This is a genomic window from Nocardioides korecus, from assembly GCF_054778395.1.
The window spans coordinates 113272-131634 of record NZ_BAAGZO010000010.1 but is presented as its reverse complement, the minus strand read 5'-3'; the positions used below and the strand labels follow the sequence as shown (position 1 = coordinate 131634).

Annotated in this window: 22 protein-coding genes and 1 pseudogene; 15 read left to right on the top strand and 8 right to left on the bottom strand. The window is 72.5% G+C overall.

All coding sequences use genetic code 11. The features are described 5' to 3' along the window. Positions 1-479: 479 nt before the first annotated feature. Both ACYVDA_RS18565 and ACYVDA_RS18560 read left to right on the top strand, forming a co-directional pair. Positions 480-929, top strand: a complete 450-nt coding sequence (locus tag ACYVDA_RS18565) for a hypothetical protein (protein WP_460819974.1) — start codon at positions 480-482, stop codon at positions 927-929. Positions 930-996: 67 nt separating this feature from the next. Beyond that, a complete protein-coding gene (locus ACYVDA_RS18560) occupies positions 997-1611 on the top strand; it encodes a GNAT family N-acetyltransferase (protein WP_460819973.1) in 615 nt (204 codons plus the stop codon). A 66-nt stretch (positions 1612-1677) separates the two neighbouring features. Here ACYVDA_RS18560 and ACYVDA_RS18555 read toward each other — a convergent pair whose 3' ends face one another. From ACYVDA_RS18555 to ACYVDA_RS18545, 3 genes are all read right to left on the bottom strand, one after another. Further along, the gene (locus ACYVDA_RS18555) at positions 1678-2196 is read right to left on the bottom strand and encodes a pyridoxamine 5'-phosphate oxidase family protein (RefSeq protein ID WP_460819971.1); all 519 of its coding nucleotides are present in this window, start codon (positions 2194-2196) and stop codon (positions 1678-1680) included. 4 nt (positions 2197-2200) lie between these two features. After that, positions 2201-2650, bottom strand: coding sequence for a cytidine deaminase (locus tag ACYVDA_RS18550; RefSeq protein WP_460819970.1), 450 nt, complete (start codon positions 2648-2650; stop codon positions 2201-2203). Between the two features lie 80 nt (positions 2651-2730). Beyond that, a complete protein-coding gene (locus ACYVDA_RS18545; RefSeq protein WP_460819969.1) occupies positions 2731-3147 on the bottom strand; it encodes a hypothetical protein in 417 nt (138 codons plus the stop codon). A gap of 269 nt (positions 3148-3416) precedes the next feature. On the opposite strand from ACYVDA_RS18545, the gene ACYVDA_RS18540 reads away from it, so the two are divergent. After that, positions 3417-5324 (top strand): glycosyltransferase family 39 protein, encoded by a 1908-nt coding sequence (locus ACYVDA_RS18540; RefSeq protein WP_460819967.1) that lies wholly within the window; start codon positions 3417-3419, stop codon positions 5322-5324. A gap of 68 nt (positions 5325-5392) precedes the next feature. Next, positions 5393-6031 (top strand): hypothetical protein, encoded by a 639-nt coding sequence (locus ACYVDA_RS18535; protein WP_460819966.1) that lies wholly within the window; start codon positions 5393-5395, stop codon positions 6029-6031. A gap of 112 nt (positions 6032-6143) precedes the next feature. On the opposite strand, the gene ACYVDA_RS18530 is transcribed toward ACYVDA_RS18535, so the two are convergent. After that, positions 6144-7178 (bottom strand): NAD(P)-dependent oxidoreductase, encoded by a 1035-nt coding sequence (locus ACYVDA_RS18530; RefSeq protein ID WP_460819965.1) that lies wholly within the window; start codon positions 7176-7178, stop codon positions 6144-6146. A 43-nt stretch (positions 7179-7221) separates the two neighbouring features. Further along, positions 7222-8367 carry a Nickel transporter NicT gene (nicT, locus tag ACYVDA_RS18525; RefSeq protein ID WP_460819964.1) on the bottom strand — a complete coding sequence of 382 codons (1146 nt, stop codon included), beginning with the start codon at positions 8365-8367 and terminating at the stop codon, positions 7222-7224. Positions 8368-8550: 183 nt separating this feature from the next. Here nicT and ACYVDA_RS18520 point away from each other — a divergent pair, with 183 nt between their 5' ends. Both ACYVDA_RS18520 and ACYVDA_RS18515 read left to right on the top strand, forming a co-directional pair. Further along, positions 8551-10602: an ATP-binding protein gene (locus ACYVDA_RS18520; protein ID WP_460819963.1), complete on the top strand. Its 2052-nt coding sequence runs from the start codon at positions 8551-8553 to the stop codon at positions 10600-10602. A 252-nt stretch (positions 10603-10854) separates the two neighbouring features. Then, positions 10855-11292 carry a response regulator gene (locus tag ACYVDA_RS18515; RefSeq protein ID WP_460819962.1) on the top strand — a complete coding sequence of 146 codons (438 nt, stop codon included), beginning with the start codon at positions 10855-10857 and terminating at the stop codon, positions 11290-11292. 54 nt (positions 11293-11346) lie between these two features. Here ACYVDA_RS18515 and ACYVDA_RS18510 read toward each other — a convergent pair whose 3' ends face one another. After that, entirely contained in the window at positions 11347-11832 is a 486-nt protein-coding gene (locus tag ACYVDA_RS18510; protein ID WP_460819961.1) for a MarR family winged helix-turn-helix transcriptional regulator, read from the bottom strand. 102 nt (positions 11833-11934) lie between these two features. Here ACYVDA_RS18510 and ACYVDA_RS18505 point away from each other — a divergent pair, with 102 nt between their 5' ends. Then, a complete protein-coding gene (locus ACYVDA_RS18505; RefSeq protein ID WP_460819959.1) occupies positions 11935-12468 on the top strand; it encodes a sigma factor in 534 nt (177 codons plus the stop codon). A gap of 149 nt (positions 12469-12617) precedes the next feature. Continuing rightward, positions 12618-13550: pseudogene (locus tag ACYVDA_RS18500) on the top strand (MFS transporter); the annotation flags it as partial. Between the two features lie 172 nt (positions 13551-13722). Here the strand turns inward: ACYVDA_RS18500 and ACYVDA_RS18495 are convergent. Further along, entirely contained in the window at positions 13723-14403 is a 681-nt protein-coding gene (locus tag ACYVDA_RS18495; RefSeq protein WP_460819958.1) for a response regulator transcription factor, read from the bottom strand. Between the two features lie 91 nt (positions 14404-14494). Here ACYVDA_RS18495 and ACYVDA_RS18490 point away from each other — a divergent pair, with 91 nt between their 5' ends. Together ACYVDA_RS18490 and ACYVDA_RS18485 are read left to right on the top strand one after the other, a co-directional pair. Further along, complete coding sequence (locus ACYVDA_RS18490) at positions 14495-14776, top strand: GlsB/YeaQ/YmgE family stress response membrane protein (RefSeq protein ID WP_460819957.1); 282 nt, start codon at positions 14495-14497, stop codon at positions 14774-14776. Between the two features lie 2 nt (positions 14777-14778). After that, positions 14779-14928: a hypothetical protein gene (locus tag ACYVDA_RS18485; protein WP_460819956.1), complete on the top strand. Its 150-nt coding sequence runs from the start codon at positions 14779-14781 to the stop codon at positions 14926-14928. Positions 14929-14943: 15 nt separating this feature from the next. On the opposite strand, the gene ACYVDA_RS18480 is transcribed toward ACYVDA_RS18485, so the two are convergent. Further along, positions 14944-15123 carry a hypothetical protein gene (locus ACYVDA_RS18480; RefSeq protein ID WP_460819955.1) on the bottom strand — a complete coding sequence of 60 codons (180 nt, stop codon included), beginning with the start codon at positions 15121-15123 and terminating at the stop codon, positions 14944-14946. 70 nt (positions 15124-15193) lie between these two features. Here ACYVDA_RS18480 and ACYVDA_RS18475 point away from each other — a divergent pair, with 70 nt between their 5' ends. The 5 genes from ACYVDA_RS18475 to ACYVDA_RS18455 all read left to right on the top strand — a co-directional run bounded on the left by ACYVDA_RS18475 (position 15194) and on the right by ACYVDA_RS18455 (position 18275). Continuing rightward, positions 15194-15454, top strand: coding sequence for a hypothetical protein (locus ACYVDA_RS18475; RefSeq protein ID WP_460819954.1), 261 nt, complete (start codon positions 15194-15196; stop codon positions 15452-15454). Between the two features lie 125 nt (positions 15455-15579). Further along, on the top strand, positions 15580-16236 hold the full coding sequence (locus tag ACYVDA_RS18470) for an SDR family oxidoreductase (protein ID WP_460819953.1): 657 nt from the start codon (positions 15580-15582) through the stop codon (positions 16234-16236). Positions 16237-16499: 263 nt separating this feature from the next. Beyond that, positions 16500-17171, top strand: a complete 672-nt coding sequence (locus ACYVDA_RS18465; protein ID WP_460819980.1) for a hypothetical protein — start codon at positions 16500-16502, stop codon at positions 17169-17171. Continuing rightward, entirely contained in the window at positions 17126-17731 is a 606-nt protein-coding gene (locus ACYVDA_RS18460) for an RNA polymerase sigma factor (protein WP_460819952.1), read from the top strand. Before ACYVDA_RS18465 ends, ACYVDA_RS18460 begins: the two co-directional genes overlap by 46 nt. A gap of 181 nt (positions 17732-17912) precedes the next feature. After that, entirely contained in the window at positions 17913-18275 is a 363-nt protein-coding gene (locus ACYVDA_RS18455; protein WP_460819951.1) for a ClpX C4-type zinc finger protein, read from the top strand. The last annotated feature ends 88 nt before the right edge of the window (positions 18276-18363 follow it).

Below are 18363 nucleotides of genomic sequence, written 5' to 3'. Positions count from 1 at the left end.
AGCCGTTCAGGGGGTTCAGCGTCGCCTGGTAGGTGTCGTTGCCGGCGGCGGAGGCCGGGGACACCATGAAGGCGAACGGGACGGCGGCTGCCGCCAGCGGGACGAGGGTGCGAAGTGCCTTGCGCATTGGAGCATTCCTTCCGGAGGTGCTAGCGGTACAGCCCGGTCCTTGCGTGCGGATCGTCGTCGTGCCGCTCTGACCGGTGGGCTTCGTCACATCGGCGAGGACGGATTGGCGACATCACGAACTTTTTTTCGGACCAAGCCGAACCGGCCTCCGCGCCGAACCACCTGGCATGGACCGACACGGGACGACAGCACGCCGCCGGGGAGCCTGGACGAGCGCGGTGCTCGTCGCCGTGGCCGTGAGCGCGGGGTGCGGTCAGCAGGGCGGTCCGGGCGCCGGGGCCTCCCCGTCCTCCCCCACCGCCTCCGCGAGCCCGAGCTCGAGCGCGTCCCCGAGCATGAAGGGGATGGACATGGGCGGCAGCACGACGCCGTCGCAGCCCGCCACGATGATCTGCTCCGACGAGATCCGCGACGCCGTCAAGCGCACCTTCGCCCTCCCGCGGGCCGTGACGGGGCAGGGCTCGTGGGCGGTCGGGACCCGGACCTACTCCTGCCGCTACCAGGTGCCGGGCGGGGTCCTGCGCCTCAGCGTCCAGGACGCCCTGGCCCACAGCGACGGGGCGGCGTACTTCCGTGACCTCCGCGGCCGATTGACGGGGGCGACCCCCATCCGCGGGGTCGAGGGGTTCGGTCTCCCGTCCCTGGAGACGAAGGCGGGGCAGGTGGCCTTCCTCAAGGACGGCAAGACGCTCGTCGTGGACGCCTCGGACCTGCGCAGGACGGAGCTGCCGAAGGGGTACTCCGCCAGCGAGGCGGCGTACTCGATCGCGGCCGCCGTCGTCGCCTGCTGGAGCGAGTAGCAGGTCCAAGACACCTGCGCACGCGGCCGGCGTCGTAGGCTCCCGTCAGCCTTGCGAGGGGGTCTCGATGAGCGACGACCAGGTGCCACCGAGTGGCGCCCTGCGCCCGTTGCGGCACCACGACGCCGCCGCTGTTCTCGCGGCCTTCTCCTCGGATCCCCAGATGGAACGCCAAGGCACCGTCCGGGACCTGTCGGAGGCCCAGAGCTACGTCGACCGGCTGCTCGACCCCGACGGTGCCCACCTTCCCTGGGCGATCACCGGTCCGGACGACGTCCTGGTCGGCCTGGTCGTGGTCTCCGTCGACCGGCTGAACCGCAGTGGCTGGTTCTGGTACTGGATGCACGCGGCCGCCCGAGGACAGGGCCGGGTCAGCCGAGCCGCTGCCGCGGTGGCCGACTGGGCCCTGACCACAGCAGGACTCGACCGACTCGAGCTGGGGCACCGGGCGAACAACCCGGCGTCCGCGAGGATCGCCGCCGCCGCAGGGTTCGTGCGCGAGGGCGTCGAGCGCCAGAAGTTCCTGATCGGCGCCGAACGCATCGACGTCCTGACCTACGGCCGGCTCCGCTCCGACCCCGCTCCCGACCTGCCGAGAGCGTCGATGCGATGGACTCCTCCCGCCACGGCCGAGCACCAGGACGCACCGCGCGGGTCCGAGCCTCCACGGACGCCGTCGTGAGCGGGGCTGCGGGTGGACGGAACCCCTGCGATCTCGTCCGACGCGCGGATCCGTGGGGTCAGCTCGTCACTCCGAGGGTTGCCACACCTGTCGCGGCGCGTAGCCGTCTCGGCGGAGCCAGTGCTCGGTGTAGACGATCCGGTGCGGGGTGATCACGGTGAGCGGATCCATCGGCGCATCCGCGACGTCACGCCCGCGTTCGACGTGGTCGGACTGCCACCGCACCGCCTCCCAGTAACCGTCAGCTTCCGGGTCGTCGCGCTGCAGGGTCCGAGCGGTCCCGAACAGCTGGGCACCCCGACTGCTCGCCTGACCGACCAGGGGAGCCACGATCCCCGCCGAGACCCGCGGGTCCCGCCGCAGGTTGCGTGACTTCGGCGAGGCCTCCCAGCTGGTGTAGAAGACCTCGAACCCGAGGGAGAAGAACCGCACCGGTGTCGCGGCAGGCGATCCGTCGGCCGCGATGGTCGCCACCACCATCAGGTTGTGGGTCGAGAACAGGTTCAGGATCCGCTCCTCGAGCAGCGCTCGCGGACACCGCTGGGTCGGTGTCGGCCCCGACAGCCAGGGATTGGTCAGCGGCACGACCTCACCCACCCGTCCCAGTGGTCCAGGCAGGGTCGACCTCCGACGGGAAGGCCGTCATCCAGTCGTTGGGGAGCACATCACGCAGCTCCTTCCACACCGGCACGGTCGCATCGTCGGGGTCGGCGACCGCCACCAGCACACCGGGCCCGTGGACGGCCAGGCGCTCGCGGCACACACCGCACGGACTCAGCACCGCCGTGCGCCCACCCGGCTCCCGGTGCAGGCAAACGCTCGCGCCTACCGCCTGCCCCAGCTGGTAGGCGCCGCAGTACGGCTCCACCTCGTGGCACACCTCGACGGACGGGTTCACCGCCGTGGGTGCGGCCGCGGTCAGGACGGCACCATCGGCCAGCAGCATGGCCGTCGCACCCCGGTGGTCATCGTCGGGAAAACGCCGCGCTGTCAGCTTCCGGCAGGCCTCCAGGACGCCCTCGAGATCGGTCGGCTCCACGCCGCCACAGTAGGCGTCCCACTTCGGCGTCTCCACCTGCGCTTTCCCTGGCACCGAGGGCGAACACCGTCACCGGCGGACTACCGGTGGCGGGTCGCGCGGAACGGCAGCCAGACCGCCAGCGCCAGGATCGCAGCGCCGAGCGGGATGTGGAGCGCGACCGCGCCCGGCTTGTCGCCGACGAGCCCGCCGACGTAGGACTCGGCGAAGATCAGGACTGCGAGCGCGGCCGCGCCGATGACCAGGTCGCGGCGGGAGCGGAGCTTGACGATCGCCACGACGGTGGCGACCAGGGCCAGGACGAAGGCGACGCGGGCGCCCCAGTCGTGGACGCTGACCCAGGTGGCGTTGTAGTCCTTGCCCTCGCGGATCATCATCCCGGCCCACACGGTCTGCAGGAAGATCGCGAGCGTGGTCAGCCCCACGAGCGCGCTGAAGAGGGGGTTCCGGCCGGGCGCGACGCGGGCGTCGGCCTGCCGGGTGGTCTGCGTGCTCATGTCGTCTGCCTTCGATGGGGAGGAGGGCGGTCTCGGCGCACCGTACGCACCGAACCTGAACGCCAGCCTTCAACAGCCTGTGCACCTCTGTGGTGCACGGCCGCGTCCAGATCCCCGTGGCGGGTGCGACGCGCCACGAGGAGCTGCTCGGGGCGGGTCACAGACACCACACCCGGAGCGCACAGAAGGCGCACGAGCACCGGTCGCACGCTCCTCGCCATGAGCACTTCGCGCCTTGCACGCCGTACGGTCCCCCCGGTCGTCGCCTGATGTCGACCTCCACCGTCGCGCGCCCCGGGACCCCCGGGCGCCCCACCGACCACGACCTCCCCGAGCCCCACCGGGCGACCACCGTCGGCCGCGGCCGACGACTCCTGCTCGGCGGTGAGGACGATCCGCGCTGGGCGAGGCCGGCCCTGCTGGCCCTGCTCGCGGGGACCGCCCTGCTCTACCTGTGGGGGCTGTCCGCCAGCGGCTACGGCAACGACTTCTACGCCGCCGCCGCGCAGGCGGGGTCGCGGAGCTGGAAGGCCTGGCTGTTCGGGTCCCTGGACTCCGGCAACGCCATCACCGTCGACAAGCCCCCGGCCGCGCTGTGGGTGATGGGTCTCTCGGTGCGGGTCTTCGGTCTCTCCAGCTGGAGCGTCCTGGCACCCCAGGCGCTCGAGGGCGTGGCGGCCGTCGGGGTCCTGCACGCCGCCGTGACCCGGGTCGGCGGTCGGGCCGCCGGGCTCGTGGCCGGCGCCGCCCTGGCCATCACGCCGGTGGCTGTGCTGATGTTCCGCTTCGACAACCCCGACGCGCTGCTCGTGCTGCTGCTCACCGTCGCGGCGTACGCCGTGGTGCGCGCGCTGGAGTCCGGCGCGACCCGGTGGCTGGTGCTGGCCGGCGCCGTGGTCGGCCTCGGGTTCCTGTCCAAGATGGGCCAGGCCTTCCTGGTGCTGCCGGGCTTCGCCTCGGCGTACCTCCTGGCGGGGCCCCCGCGCCTGGGTCGCCGCCTCCTCCAGCTCCTGGCCGCGCTGGTCGCGACCGTGGTCGGCGCCGGCTGGTTCGTCGCCCTGGTCTCCCTCTGGCCGGCGTCGTCACGGCCCTACATCGCCGGCTCCGGGGACAACTCCGAGCTCGGGCTGGCGCTGGGCTACAACGGCATCGGACGGCTGCTCGGCAGCTCCGCGGGCACGGCCGGCGGCGGTGGGGGCGGCGGCAACTTCGCCGGCACCCCGGGCTGGGCCCGGCTGCTCCAGGGCGAGATGGCCGTCGAGATCAGCTGGTTGCTGCCCGCCGCACTCCTCTCCCTGGTCCTCGGCGCGTGGCTGACCCGCAGGGCGCCGCGCACCGACCTGGTCCGCGCCTCGCTGGTGCTGTGGGGCGGGTGGCTGCTGGTCACCGCCGCCGTGCTGAGCGAGATGCAGGGCGGCGAGCACCCCTACTACACGCTCGCCCTGGCGCCGGCCCTCGCCGCCCCCACCGCCATCGTCGGTGCCCTGGCCTGGCGACGACGCCACGAGCCGGTGGCCCTCTGGGGCGGCGCGGCGATGGTCGTGGTCACCGCCGTCTGGTCGGCCGTCCTGCTGCTGCGCAGCAACGTCACCCCGCTGCTGGGGTACGCCGCCATCGCCGTCGCCGCCGCCACCGCCGTCGCACCGATCCTCAGCGACCTCCGCACACGGCGTACCGCCGCGGTCGTCCTGGCCGGGGCCCTGCTCGCCACCGGCGTGGGCACCGCCTCCTTCGCCACCGCCACCGCAGCGACTCCGCACACCGGGACGATCGTGTACGCCGTCTCCGGCTCGTCCGCGGGCGGCCCCGGCGGAGGCGGCGGGTTCGGAGGCGGCTCCGATTCCGGCTCTCAGGCCAGCACGGCCCTGACCGCCCTGCTCCAGTCCACCTCCACCCGCTGGGCCGCCGCCACGGTCGGCTCCAACACCGCCAACACCCTCCAGCTGGCCTCGCAGAAGCCGGTCATGGCGATCGGCGGCTTCAACGGCGGCGACCCGGCTCCGTCGCTCGCCCAGTTCAAGCAGTGGGTCGCCTCCGGACAGGTCGGCTACTTCATCGCCGGCGGCAACGGCGGAGGTCGCGGCCCCGGCGGTGGGAACAGCGCGATCGCGACCTGGGTCGCAGCCCACTACAAGGCCACCACGGTCGACGGCTACACCGTCTACGACCTCACCTGACCCCCTCCACCCACTCCCCCACCCCTTCTCCGAACCCTCTGCACCACCGACACCCCCAGGAGCACGACATGAACGCCGACGACCACCGCAGCCACGACCAGGACCTCTCGCTGCCCTCCGCCACCCACGTGCCCCCGGGCCGAGCGGCCGCCGGGGCGCCCGACCACACGGCGTACGGCGACCCCGCGCCGGGCGACCTCGGTGCGACGGCGCCCCCGCGTCGACGCGTCGGGATGAAGACCAAGGTCGCGGCCGTCGCAGCAGCCGTCGTCGTCACCGCCTCCGGGACGGCCGTCGCGCTCAGCGCCTCGGGCTCCAGCACGGGCAGCACCGCGAGCGCTGCCGGTGGCCCCGGATCCTCCGCCCAGGCCGGCGGTGCCCAGGGCGCGGCCGGCGGGGGCTCGGGCAACCTCGGCTTCTCCCCCACCCAGTACCACCTCGCCGGGACCATCACCGCGATCTCCGGCAACACCGTCACCCTCAAGACCACCAGCGGCACCACCACCTACACCGCCACCGGGTCCACCCACCTGATGGTCGACCAGGCCTCCGCCACCTCCCTCAGCGCCTTCAAGGTCGGGCAGAGCGTGGTCGGGTCCACCACCACCAGCACGGGCACCACCCTCAACGACCTCGTCTCCGGCATGGGGGGACGGGGCGGAGCAGCCGGCGGCGCCGGGGGCGACACCGGGACGACCACGTCCTAGCCGGGGGCGGGGGTGGACCCCCGCACCCGCCGACCCTTGCTCCCGGACCGCGAACGGCAGGATGCCCGCGCTGCTAGCCGCCGAGCCGGACAGTGACGCCCGGCGTCGCACCTCATCCGGCTGGCCTGTTCCGGTACCGGCCGACGAGCTCGGGAGCGGCGGCCTGCATCCGCACGGGGGGAAGGTTCCTCGCCATCAGGGTGAGGTCGTCGAGGACCATCTCGCCGATCTCGTGGAACGCCGACGGGATCCCCCCGGCTCGATGGGCCGAGAGCACCAGGCCCTCGGTGCTCCGGGCCGGGTGCTCGCGCGGCACGGGCTCCTCGGGCCACACGTCGACCGCTGCGAGGAACTGCCCGGTGGCCACCCGCGCGACCAGGGCGTCGAGGTCGACCACGGCGGCGCGGCTGACGAGCACGACTCGGGCCCCGTGCCTGATCAGACCCAGCCGCTCGTCGTCGAGGAGCAGCTGGTTGGCATCGGTCACGGCCGCCAGGACGAACAGGAACTGGCTCGTCACCAGCACCTCCTCCAGCCCGGCCGGCTCCAGGCCCGCCTGACGCAGGGTGGCCGCGGGGAGCCACGGGTCGAACACCCGGATGCGCGGGGCGAAGGCTGCGAGCAGGGGGTGCAGTGCGCGCCCGAGGTTGCCGTAGCCGATCAGACCCACGTCGGCCTGCCGCAGCACCACGGCGTCGTCGTTCCCGTCGCCGAGGTAGCGCTCCCTGCCCTCACGGAAGGCCCGGTCCTCGCGCGAGATGCCCCGGGCCAGGTCCAGCGCGAGGCCGAGGGAGTACTCCGCCACCGGTTGCGCGTAGGCCGGACCGCATCCCAGGACTCGGATCCCCTGGGCGAACGCGGTCGGGTAGTCGATGTTGGGGTAGAAGTTCCCCTCCACGTTCATGACCGCCCGCAGCTTCGACGCTCTGCGCAACCGCTCCTCGGGCAGGGCCGTCTGCCCGACGACCGCGAACACCTCGGGGAGCAGCCGGTCCAGGACATCGGCGTCACCCGTCACGTCGTGGACCTCGAAGTCACGGTGGAGGCGGGCGAGCGCCTCGGCGGTGAAGATCCGGTCGACCGGCTGTGGTGCCGTGTCCAGCACCACGACACGACGTCCGGTCCTGGGTCCAGCGACCTGCGTCATGACGATCCCTCTCCACGCCTGCTCACGATCCGCGTCGGACGTCTCAACCGTCGAGGCGTGCGGACCACCGCTCCTCGATCCTGCCCACCTTCCAGACGAGCACGGCCACGAGCCAGGCGACCAGGAACAGGCCGACGATCCCGTAGCCGGCGTCGTCGAGCGGGATGGCGGCCACCGCAGCCAGGGGTCCGGCGGTGATCCCGGCCTGGTCCGCCACGACTCCCACCAGCTCGACGGTGCCGATCACCAGCGCCACCGCCACCGAGATCGAGGTGATCGTGATGTTGTAGTAGATCTTGCGCACCGGGTTCGCGAAGGCCCACCCGTAGGCGCCGTTCATGAGCACGCCGTCGACGGTGTCCATCAGGCACATGCCGGCCGCGAACAGGATCGGCAGCACCAGGATGGCGTAGAACGGCAGGCTGAAGGCCGCCGCGCCCCCGGCCAGCACGAGGAGCCCGACCTCGGTCGCCGTGTCGAAGCCGAGCCCGAAGAGCACCCCGACGGGGTAGATGTGCCACGGCTTGCGCACCGTGCGTGTCAGCCGGCCCAGGAAGCGGTTCATGAAGCCGCGCTTGTCGAGCTGGGCCTCGAGCTCGGCCTCGTCGTACCGCCCGTCGCGGACGTCGCGTGCGACCTTGAGGATGCCGAGCAGCACGGCCAGGTTCAGCAGACCCAGCACCAACAGGAAGATCCCGGAGACCGAGGCGCCGATCACCCCGGTGATCGAGTGGAGCACGGAGCTGTCGTCCTCGACCGGACCCGCGAGTGCCTTGACCCCCACCGCCAGCAGGAAGGACAGCACGAACACGATCGTCGAGTGCCCCAGGGAGAACCAGAACCCGACCGACAACGGTCTGTCCGCCCGTCCGGTCGCCGACGCATCGGCGAGCAGCTTGCGGGTGGTGTTGTCGACGGCTGCGATGTGGTCGGCGTCGAAGGCGTGGCGCAGCCCGAAGGTGTAGGCGAGCACCCCCACACCCACGCTGAACACCGGGTGCTCGCCGCCGAGCCGGTAGTGCTCCGGGACCACCGCGACGAAGAGCAGACCGAGGCCCACGACGTGCAGCAGCACGACGAACCCGGCCATGCCCCACAACGACCGCCGGTCGGCCGCCGTCAGGCTGCTGAGGAACGCCCGCCACGGTTGCCGGGTCCGGCCGTCGGTCCTCGGTGTCGTCCCGGTCATTCCTGCTACCCCTCTCCAGGGCCCCACCTGTTCTTGCGAACGATTCGCAACAACAGGCTAGCCCCACTCCGGGGTCTCCCCCGTCCGGACGGCGTCCCGTCCTCACCGATACCCGTCAGCTCGGCGCCACCCGAATGCGTGGTCCGCACCCCCAGATCACGGTGCGTCTGGTAGCAATACGACGTGCACGCTGCCAGGAACGTCCGTTTTGAGCACCTGGCACCGCCCGTCGTACGAAGTGCGTCCTTCTGCGTCCTGACGATCGTCCTGGGTGTCCTCGGCCAGACGACGTTCTACCCTCCCGCCCAGATCAGCCTGATCTGGCCGGTGAGCGGTGTCGCGCTGGTGTGGCTCCTGACCGCTCCGACACCGCGCGTGCTCGCCCTCGACTCCGCACTGCTCGCCGTGAGCGCCGCCGTGTCGGTCCTCCTCGGCATCGGTGGCCTCGACCGTGCGGTCGTCGGCGCGGTGCTGGCCGTGGTGCCCACGCTGTGCTCCATCGCGGTCCTGGCCAGGATGCGTCGGTGGAGACCCGGTGCCGAGACCCGGACGCTGCTGACCACCCTGCCCGACCTGTTCCCGCTCGGGGTGGCGGTCGTCGTGGGAGGCGGGGTCGCCGCGGTCCTGCGTGCGTGGGGCCTGGGTCTCCTCGAACCCAGCGGCACGACCAACGCCCTGCTCACGGCCGTGCGCTCCGTGTGCTGGACCTTCGTCCTCGGCAGCATCGCCCTGGTGACCGTGGCTCACCTCCCGCAGCGATCACCGCGGTCCTGGGCGGTCGACCGGGCCGTCCTGGCCCGGTCGGCCGAGCTCGCCACGGTCCTGGCGGTGTCCGTCGCGGGCATCGTCGTGGTCTTCAGGGATCCCCATCCCCTGCCCGTCCTCTACCCGGCGTTCCTGGTCGTCGTCTGGGCGGCGCTGCGGTCCCCGCCCGCGGTGGCGTCGCTGGCCAGCGCCGGCATCGGACTGCTCGGGCTCGGCTTCACGCTCGCCGGGGACGGCCCGTTCGTCGCCGTGCAGGACCCGCGCATCGGGGCGGTCCTGGCCCAGGGCTTCCTGGTGTGCCTCACCCTGGTCTCGCTCATCATGTCGCTGTCCATCCACGACCGCCGTGACGCGCAGACGCAGGCCGAGGACCTGGCAGCCGTCGCCCAGGGGCGCGCGGACCTGCTCGACGCGGTGATCGCCAACATCGCCGAGGGCATCCTGGTCCTCGAGGCCGACAGCACCGTGCTCCTGCGCAACGACGCCGTCGCTCGCCTCGGCTTGGGCCCGTCGACTGCCCACGGTGGCCCGCCACCCGAGGACGAGCCCTACCGATTGTGGGAGACCGCTGGAGCGCCCGTCGACCCCGACCAGCTCCCGAGCCGGCTGGTGCTCCGGGGAGAGACGTACGTGCCCCGGGACTTCGCCCTCAAGCACTCCGGCACGGTGACCAACCTCGTCGAGGTCAACGCCGTCAAGCTGCCCCCGCTCAAGGACCAGCCACCCCGCGCCGTCGTGACGTTCCGCGACGTGACCCAGGAGCGCGGCGAACGCACCGAGCTGGAGGCCTTCGCCGGGGTGGTGGCCCACGACCTGTCCAACCCGCTGACGATCATCCAGGGGTGGTCCGAGGCGCTCGTCGAGGAGGCCGGCTCCCCCGCGACGCTGGACCACGCGACCGTGGAGTCGATGTCCACGCGCATCATGGCCGCCTCCACCCACATGCACGCCTTCATCACCGACCTGCTCAGCTACACGACCTCCCGCAACCAGCCCCTGCGGGTCCAGGACGTCGACCTGAGCCAGCTGTGCCGCGACGTCATCTCCATGCGGGTGCCCGACGGCGGCGGCGGCGGTCGGATCGACGTCCAACCCGACATGACCGTCCGGGGCGACCCGGCCCTGCTGCGACAGCTGATGGACAACCTGATCGGCAACTCCCTGAAGTACGTCGAGCCTGGCACCCGAGCCCGCGTCGACGTCACGACCGAGAGCACGGCGTCCTACGTGACGGTCACCGTGCGCGACAACGGCATCGGGATCCCGAGCGCCGACCGCGCCCACGTCTTCGGCAACTTCTACCGTGTCGACTCCGCCCGCGCCGCCTACCAGGGAACCGGACTCGGCCTGGCGATCTGCCACCGCGTCGTGGCTCGGCACGGTGGCGACATCTGGGTGGCGGACCCGCCGCCCGAGGCGACCAGCGGCACCTCGATCCAGTTCACACTGCCTCGCTCCACCGCACCGTGACGGGCTAGTCCACCGCCGTCTCCCGCGTTTCACCAGTCGGCTCCACGGGGTTTCCGGGCCTACGCTCGACGTGTGCACACCACCATCGGATCTCGGGCCGGACGGGCGCCTCGTCGCGCACCGGCACAGCACACCTCGTCCTGGCACCACCACGGCGGACATCCGTCCCTCTCCGGGACACGGAAGTCCCTGCGCGGCTCCGGGACCGAGCAGGAGCTGCACCAGCAGCGTGGAGCCCCGCCCGGTGACGAGGTGCAGCCCCAGTCCGCCGGTGCGGCCACGACGCCCAGCCGCGTCACCCCGGCGAGCCCGACCGCCCACCGCACCGTGCTCATCGTCGACGACATCGCCGAGACCCGCGAGCTCCTCCGGTGGCAGCTCAGCGCGCAGCCCGACCTCGAGGTCGTCGGCGAGGCGGTCAACGGCGACGACGGACTTCGTCAGGCGGTCGGGCTCGAGCCCGACGTCGTCATCCTCGACCTGTACATGCCCGGCGCCAGCGGCCTGGAGACACTGGCGCAGCTCACGCGGCACCTCCCCGACTGCGCCGTCGTCGTCATCACCTCCTACGACTCCTACGAGGCCCGCGCCAGCGCGCTCGGCCTCGGCGCCGCGTCCTACATCGTCAAGGGGACGCGTCGCGCGGACTTCCTGCGACTGGTGCGACAGGCAGCGGGGCTCGAGGCCTGAGTCGCCGGGAGGTGCTGGCCCTCTCGGCTGGTCGGCTCCCACCCACCCGGGTGGTCACTCCTGGTGCGAGGCGCCCGCCGCCGGATCGGGGTCAGCGACGGCCGGCACGCCTCGATCGGCGCGCGACGCCAGCAGGCGCAACGTCGTCTGCAGCGCGCTGAACTCGGTGTCGTCCAGTCCCAGCAGATCCTTCATGTCGCAGTGGATGCGGGTGGCGTGGGCGCGCATCGCCTCACCCTCGGCCGTCAGGGCGACCTCGACGAAGCGTTCGTCCTGAGCGCGCTGCCTCGTGACCAAGCCGGCCCCCTGCATCCGCTGGAGCAACGGGGTCAGCGTGCCGTGGTCCAACCGGAGCTCACCGGCCACCTCCTTGACCGTGGACGTGCCGCGTTCCCACAGCACGAGGAGCACCAGGTACTGCGGGTAGGTGACGCCCAGCTCGCCCAGGACCGGGCGGTAGGCCTGGGTGACGGACCGGGACGCGGCGTACAGGTCGAAGCACAGCTGGTCCGACAACGACGGCGTTCCTCCCACAGACACGTTGTCAGTGTGACAGGATCACGTTGATCTTGCAGGCAAGCGCCTCGTGCACAACATGTCAGGTCACTCTCGGGCCCACCCGGTCGACAGGAAGACCCGCCCATGTCTCGCACCCTCGACGCCGTGCTCGTCGCGGCCGGCCACGGCGACCGCCGGGCCTTCGCTGCCGTGTACGACGCGCTCTCGCCCCGCGCCTACGGTCTGGCGCTGCGCATCCTGAAGGATCCCGACCTCGCCGAGTCCGAGGTCCGCGACGCCTTCGGGGAGGCGTGGCGGCTCGCCGGCTCCTTCGACCCGTCCAGCGGGTCCGCCGCTGCCTGGCTCCTGGCCCTCGTGCACCGACGTGTGGTCGCGACCGCCCGGACGCGCCCGACGCCCGACTCCCTGCAGGACGTCGCGAGACCCCTCCTGCGTTCGGCGGCGTCCGGGAGCACGCCGAGCTCGGCTCCCGCGGTCTCGCTGCGGGACGCGACGAGTCCCCCGCACCACGAGGCCCTCGAGCTGGCGTACCTCGACGGTCTCTCCCTGCGAGACCTCTCCCGGCGTCTCGACCTGCAGCTGGCGGCACTGGCCCAGGTCCTGGTCGACGGGCTTCGCGCGATCACGCCGACCACGGGTCCTGCCGCCGGGTTCTGACCGGTCTCGGCGGACTAGGGTCTCCCCCATGACCTCCACGCGGGACTAGGCCGCTCGTCGCGGCGTCGACCGACGCCGCCCCCTCGAGCGACCCCACATCCGTCCCCCGCACCACGTCCGGTGCGGGCGTCCTGCTCGGAGAGTCCACCATGCCCGGCGCCACCGCCGGGAGCATCCGCACGGTCCTGTCCGGGCCGGGCGTACGCCGCACGTTCGCGTCCGCCCTGCTCGGTCGGCTCACCTACGGCCTGCTCCCCCTGTACGCCGCCGCCTTCGTCACGGTCCTCGTGGCCCTGTTCGTCCTCGCCGGTCGTCCGGACCTCGACGTCCCTCCGGCGACCTGGGTCGGGCTGGCGCTGCTGCTCGGCCTCGCCGCCCCCGCCCTCGGTCCAGCCACCCGGGCCCAGTGGCGTGAGATCGCCCCCGAGGGACCCGCACGCCGAGCGGCGTACTCCCTGGACTCCGTCGGCGAGGAGTCGCTGTTCCTCCTCGGACCGCTCCTGGCGGGTGCCGTCCTCACCACCGGGCACCCGGAGGCCGGGCTCCTGGTCGCGGCCACCTGCACCACCGTGGGGACCGTGGGGTTGAGCCGGTCCCGCTACGTCCCACCCGCGACGCGCAGGTCGCCGACCGGTGACGGCGTACGTCGACCGGAGCCGCTCACCGTCGGTCGGTTCCGGCGGCTGCTGGTGGCCCTGGTGCTGACCGGGGCGGCGGGGGCGTCGTGCTTCGTCGGCGTGGCGTCGCTCGCCGACCGGGCCCACCGTCCCGGGGTCCTGGGGTTGCTGGAGTCGGTCACCGGCGTCGGGGCGATCCTCGCGGGCCTGTGCTGGGCGCGGGTACGCCGCGAACCCGCCTGGACCACGACGCTCACGGTCCTCCTGGCCGTCGACCTCGCCGCCCAGACCGGGGCGGCCGCCCTCGTCCCGCACCTCCTCGGGGTCGGCGCCGTCCTCGTCGTCACCGGCACGCTCACCGCGCCGCTCCTGGTGGTCACCTTCACCGCCGCCGACTCCCTGGTCCCCACCGAGGCCCGCACCGAGGCCTCCACCTGGGTCAGCACCGCCCTCAACGCCGGCTCCGCCCTGGGGACCACCCTGACCGCGGTGCTGGTGGCCACGCCGCGGGCGCGTTCGTGGCGGCGGCAGGGCTCAGCCTCGCGGCGGTCGTGGTGGTGCTCTCCACCCGGCGTCGCAGCGGCGTCGACGCGTCGGTGCCGGCACCGTGAGTGCTGCGCCCGAGGACGCAGCGCGGTCAGGGACCGCCGCGCCAGTGGTCGATGCGGTGGTGGTCCGGGGCGAACCCGTGGTCGATCCCCCACAGGACGGCCTGCGTCCGGCTGGCGACGCCGATCTTGCGGTAGAGGGTGCGGATGTAGGACTTCACGGTGTTCGGCGAGAGGAACGTACGACGGGCCACGTCGGCGTTGTCGAGGCCCTGGGTGATCAGGGCGAGGATCTCGGCCTCGCGCTCGCTCAGGCCCTCGTCGCGGCCGGGCCAGTCGAGGCCGTTCACCCCACCGGCGCGACCCGGAGGATCGCTGAAGACCACCTCGCCGGCGTGGACCGCCTCCAGCGCGGCGATCAGCTCGCGCGCGGGGAGCGCCTTGGACAGGTAGCCGTGGACGCCCCACCGTCGGGCGGCCTCGACGAGGTCGGCGTGGAAGTTCCAGGTGTAGACGACGACGTGGCGCGCACGCGGGTTGTCGACGAGCACGCCGATGTGCTCGTGGTCGGACTCCGGTTGCGCGAAGCAGTCGTAGAGCACGATGTCGACGGCGTCGTCGAGCGGCTCGTTGCTGTCGATCTCCGCCACGACCACCCGCTCGCGGTAGCGGTCGATGATCTTCGCCAGCCCGAGCAGCACGACGTCGTAGTCGTCGACCAGCGCCACCGTGATGGGCCGGGTGCGGGTCGACGTGCCGGAGTCGCTCACGGGTGCACGGTAACCCACCCAGGGGTGTATCGGGGCAGCCCCGGTGATCGCAGAGTGGACGGACCCACCACACCGAACGGAAGGAACCCACATGCTGGGCCTGATCCTCACCATCCTCGTCGTCGGCCTGGTCGCCGGCGCCCTCGCCCGCCTGCTCGTCCCGGGACGCCAGCGCATGTCGATCGCGATGACGATCGTGCTGGGCGTCGTCGGCTCGTTCGTCGGCGGCCTCCTGGGCTACCTGCTCTTCCACCACGACGCCTCGGGCGGCCTCCTCCAGCCGGCCGGCCTGCTCGGCTCGGTGATCGGGTCCGTCATCGTCCTGCTCGTGTGGACCCGGGTGGGCGCGGGCCGCGGCACCACCCGCGTCTGAGCGTGGCTCCCGCGAACCCGGTCTGCCCCCGCTGCGGCACCGAGCTGGTGCTCGAGATGGAGCCGAGGCACGTCCCCGACGCCCGGGCGCGGGTGCTGGGAGCCGACCCGCCGTACCGCTTCGTCTGCCCGGCCGGCTGCGCCCTCGGGTGACGCGGCGGACCGTGCCTAGTCCAACCCGAGGGCCTTGCGGCCGAGCACGAACGCGCCCGCCCCGAAGAACCCCAGCAGGGCGAACCCGAGGGGGTGGCTGCTGTCGGCGAAGAGGAGCGCGACACCGCCGAGCGCGGCGAGCAGGCACAGCACGGCCGCGAGCAGCATCGGCACCTTGATCCCTCGGTCGTCCACAGCCCCGACGATGCCACACCGCGCGATGCAGCCCTTCTCTCGCCCGCCTGTGCCTGGTGAGCATGCTGTCATGACGGACGCTGCGGTCGAGATCCCGATGCGGCACGAGGTGCCCGCGGGTGCGACCCGGGCGTGCTGCCGGCGTCCGACTGCCTCGGGGTGGTCGACGGACAGCCGCGCCGCGCGCCGGAGGTGTTCCGCGCGGACGCGGAACCAGGCCGAGCGCTCGCTGCACCGGTTGCTGGAGCTGCGCGGCGCTCGGCTGCTGATGTTGCACGGGCCGGAGCTCGACGACCCGTGGGACGCCCTCGATCACCTCCTCGACCGCTGACCCTCCCTCCGCAGGCGGGCGCCGCGGTGGCCCAGCAGAGCCCATCAGCGCCGCTGCACCGGGAGCCCGGGACGCCCCGATGGAGCCACTAGGCTCACCTCCCTCAGACGACGAGAGGCGTGGCGATGACGAACCCCGTGATCATGATCGTGGGAGCCGGGCCAGGCGTCGGGGGCTCCGTGGCCCGCCGCTTCGCTCGGGACGGGTACGACGTGGCCCTGCTCGGCCATGCCGACGAGGCGATGCGAGTGCTGGCCGACGACCTCGAGACCGCTGGCGCGACCGTGCGCTGGTCCGTCGTCGAGCTCACCGACGCTTCAGCTGCCCGGGCGGCCATCGCCACCCTGGCAGGCGGCTTCGGGCGGGTGGACGTCGTGCACTTCAACCCGAGCGCGTTCCGGCAGAAGGACCCGCTCGAGCTGGGGGTGGACGAGCTCCTGGCCGACGTGGCACTGGGCGTCGGTGCCCTGCTGACGGCTGTCCAAGCGGCTCGACCGTTCCTGTCCGCCGGTGCCCGCGTGACGGTCACCGGGAGCATGGCGGCCGACGAGCCGTGGAACGAGGCGGCGTCGCTCGGGGTGCAGAAGGCGGGCGTCCGCAACCTGGTGCACAGCCTGGACGCGACCTTGCGGCCCCACGGCATCCGGGCCGTCTCCGTCACCGTCCGCGGGACCCTGTCGACCGAAGGGCCGTTCACGCCGGACCGGGTGGCCGAAGCGGTTCACGCGGCCGCGGGACAGGAGGACGGCGACTGGCGGACCGAGGTGCCCTACCGGGGCTGAGCTCGGATCACGCAGGGCAGACGGAGGCCATCGACGACCGCAGCCGGAGCCGCGCTGCGGCTGGTCACAGGTCGTGACACCCACCAGGCAGCACACCCGTCGTCCCTGCCCTCGGCCTCGGCGCCTCTGGGTGTAACGCGCGAACACCTCTGGGTGTCAGCATGCTGCGAGGAGGAGCCGTGGAAGCCCAGACCGACGACAGCGCCGCCTGGTGGGCGCCCTTCAGCGAAGCTGTTCGGCGCGCTGCGCCTGCTACCACCGACATGAGCGCCGATGCGCGGGCGGAGCTGTGGCTCGGCGTCGAAGCAGCCGTTCCGCACGCCAAGGCACAGCGGCACGGCTGGAGAACGGCTGCGATCAGCGTCGTCGCGGCCCTCACCCTCGGTGGCGTGGGGACGGCGACAGCGGCCGTGTGGAGCGCCCACACCGGTCGACAGGCATCCGACGCCGAGGAGCTCGAGCTCGGCGGGCCCGGTGAGCGGCTCGACCCCACCGCACCCGACTTCGCCACGGTCCTCGCAGCGACCACCGCCGACATCAGGTTCCCCACCCGCCAGTCCCATGCTCGTGCTCTGGCGTGGGAGACCGACGACCTGTCCTCGGACCCTGAGCCCGCGGTGGTGTCGACCGGGGCACTTCGCCTGTGGACCGCGGGGCACGCGCTGTGCGCGTGGAGCAACACCTGGGCCGTGGCCCTGCGCAGCGACGACGACCAGGGCGCATCGCGTGCGGCCGCCGTCATCCTCGGCGCCCGGACGTGGTCCTCGATCCGCGACACCGACCCGGAGCTCTCCGACCAGTCGGAGTTCGCGTGGCTGCCCCGCCTCGAACGAGCCGTGCGCGCCAGCGACCCGGCGGCCGCGAGAGCCGCCCTGATCGGCAATGGCTCGTGCCTGCCGGGCCTCGCCCCAGAGCTCGGCCTGGGGCCCTCGTGACGGAGCCCGCGACCCGCTCGGACGTCGAACTGCTGTACCGGCAGCACGCAGGCGAGCTGCGCGGGTACCTGCAACGCAGAGGCGGCCCAGCCGGCGCCGACCTGCTTGGCGACGTGTTCGTCGTCGCTCTCCAGCGTCTCGACGACCTCCCCGAACCCACCCTGCGACGAGCCTGGCTGTTCGGCACCGCCCGGCGGCTGCTCCTGGCCTCGCAGCGCACGAGCAGGCGACGCGGCGACGCGGAGACCGAACGGGCCAGAGCCGAGATGTCCCACGCACCGACGACCCCGGACGAGCGGACAGATGGGCACGCTGCCGTCCGTCAGGCCTTGGAGTCGCTGCGTGAACCCGACAGGGAGCTCATCCGACTCACCGAGTGGGAACAGCTCACCATCCACGAGGCCGCCCTCGTGCTCGGGATGCGACCCGGCACAGCACGGGTCCGGCTCCACCGTGCACGCCGCACCCTCGCTGCACACCCCGCCCTGCAGTCGCTGGTGGCGCACCCCGCAGACGCCCCCCGGTCGATCACTGCCGACGTGCCGGGCGTCGACGTCTGACCCCGGGCAGGTAGGACCGCGGATGGGCCCGCAACGTGGTCGGGTCGTGCCACGAACAGGTCGCACTGCCCCCGCCAGGTCTTGCTCGCTCTGCCCGTGCCTGCGTGCGCCGTCCTCATGGGGGCCTCCTGTGTGTCGCGACCGACTTGACGCGTCAGGCTCCACCTGACATCGTCAGGTCATGCCTGACATCGAGAAGACGTCGTGCTCCTTCTGCCTCAAGCCGGTGAACGAGGTGTCCAAGCTGATCGAGGGCCCCGGCACCCACATCTGTGACGAGTGCGTTGCCGTGTGCGTCGAGATCCTCAGCAACGCACCCGAGAGCAGCGACGGGCCAGACCTGCCTTCGTGGACCACGCTGGACGACGACCAGTTGCTGGCGCGCCTACCCCGCATGGGGGTTGCTGCCAGGCAGGTCGAGGGCGCCCTCCACCAGTGGGTCGCCGAGGGGCGGCGCCGCGGTCTGTCCTGGGAACGAATCGGGACCGCACTCGACATGACACGTCAATCGGCCTGGGAGCGGTTCTCCCACAGTCGAGGTTGAGGACCGGAGGTCAACGTCGTCCTCGATGAGCACGCGCTCGTCCCGCACCCGCACGCAGCACCCGTCCAGGACATCTGCCCCGCCGACC

Excerpts from the sequence above, each read along its gene's own strand:
- ACYVDA_RS18565 (WP_460819974.1), top strand. The coding sequence starts at position 480 with ATGGGCGGCAGCACGACGCCGTCGCAGCCCGCCACGATGATCTGCTCC.
- ACYVDA_RS18560 (WP_460819973.1), top strand. The coding sequence starts at position 997 with ATGAGCGACGACCAGGTGCCACCGAGTGGCGCCCTGCGCCCGTTGCGG.
- ACYVDA_RS18545 (WP_460819969.1), bottom strand. The coding sequence starts at position 3,147 with ATGAGCACGCAGACCACCCGGCAGGCCGACGCCCGCGTCGCGCCCGGC.
- ACYVDA_RS18540 (WP_460819967.1), top strand. The coding sequence starts at position 3,417 with ATGTCGACCTCCACCGTCGCGCGCCCCGGGACCCCCGGGCGCCCCACC.
- ACYVDA_RS18535 (WP_460819966.1), top strand. The coding sequence starts at position 5,393 with ATGAACGCCGACGACCACCGCAGCCACGACCAGGACCTCTCGCTGCCC.
- ACYVDA_RS18530 (WP_460819965.1), bottom strand. The coding sequence starts at position 7,178 with ATGACGCAGGTCGCTGGACCCAGGACCGGACGTCGTGTCGTGGTGCTG.
- nicT (WP_460819964.1), bottom strand. The coding sequence starts at position 8,367 with ATGACCGGGACGACACCGAGGACCGACGGCCGGACCCGGCAACCGTGG.
- ACYVDA_RS18505 (WP_460819959.1), top strand. The coding sequence starts at position 11,935 with ATGTCTCGCACCCTCGACGCCGTGCTCGTCGCGGCCGGCCACGGCGAC.
- ACYVDA_RS18490 (WP_460819957.1), top strand. The coding sequence starts at position 14,495 with ATGCTGGGCCTGATCCTCACCATCCTCGTCGTCGGCCTGGTCGCCGGC.
- ACYVDA_RS18475 (WP_460819954.1), top strand. The coding sequence starts at position 15,194 with ATGACGGACGCTGCGGTCGAGATCCCGATGCGGCACGAGGTGCCCGCG.
- ACYVDA_RS18470 (WP_460819953.1), top strand. The coding sequence starts at position 15,580 with ATGACGAACCCCGTGATCATGATCGTGGGAGCCGGGCCAGGCGTCGGG.
- ACYVDA_RS18465 (WP_460819980.1), top strand. The coding sequence starts at position 16,500 with ATGAGCGCCGATGCGCGGGCGGAGCTGTGGCTCGGCGTCGAAGCAGCC.
- ACYVDA_RS18455 (WP_460819951.1), top strand. The coding sequence starts at position 17,913 with ATGCCTGACATCGAGAAGACGTCGTGCTCCTTCTGCCTCAAGCCGGTG.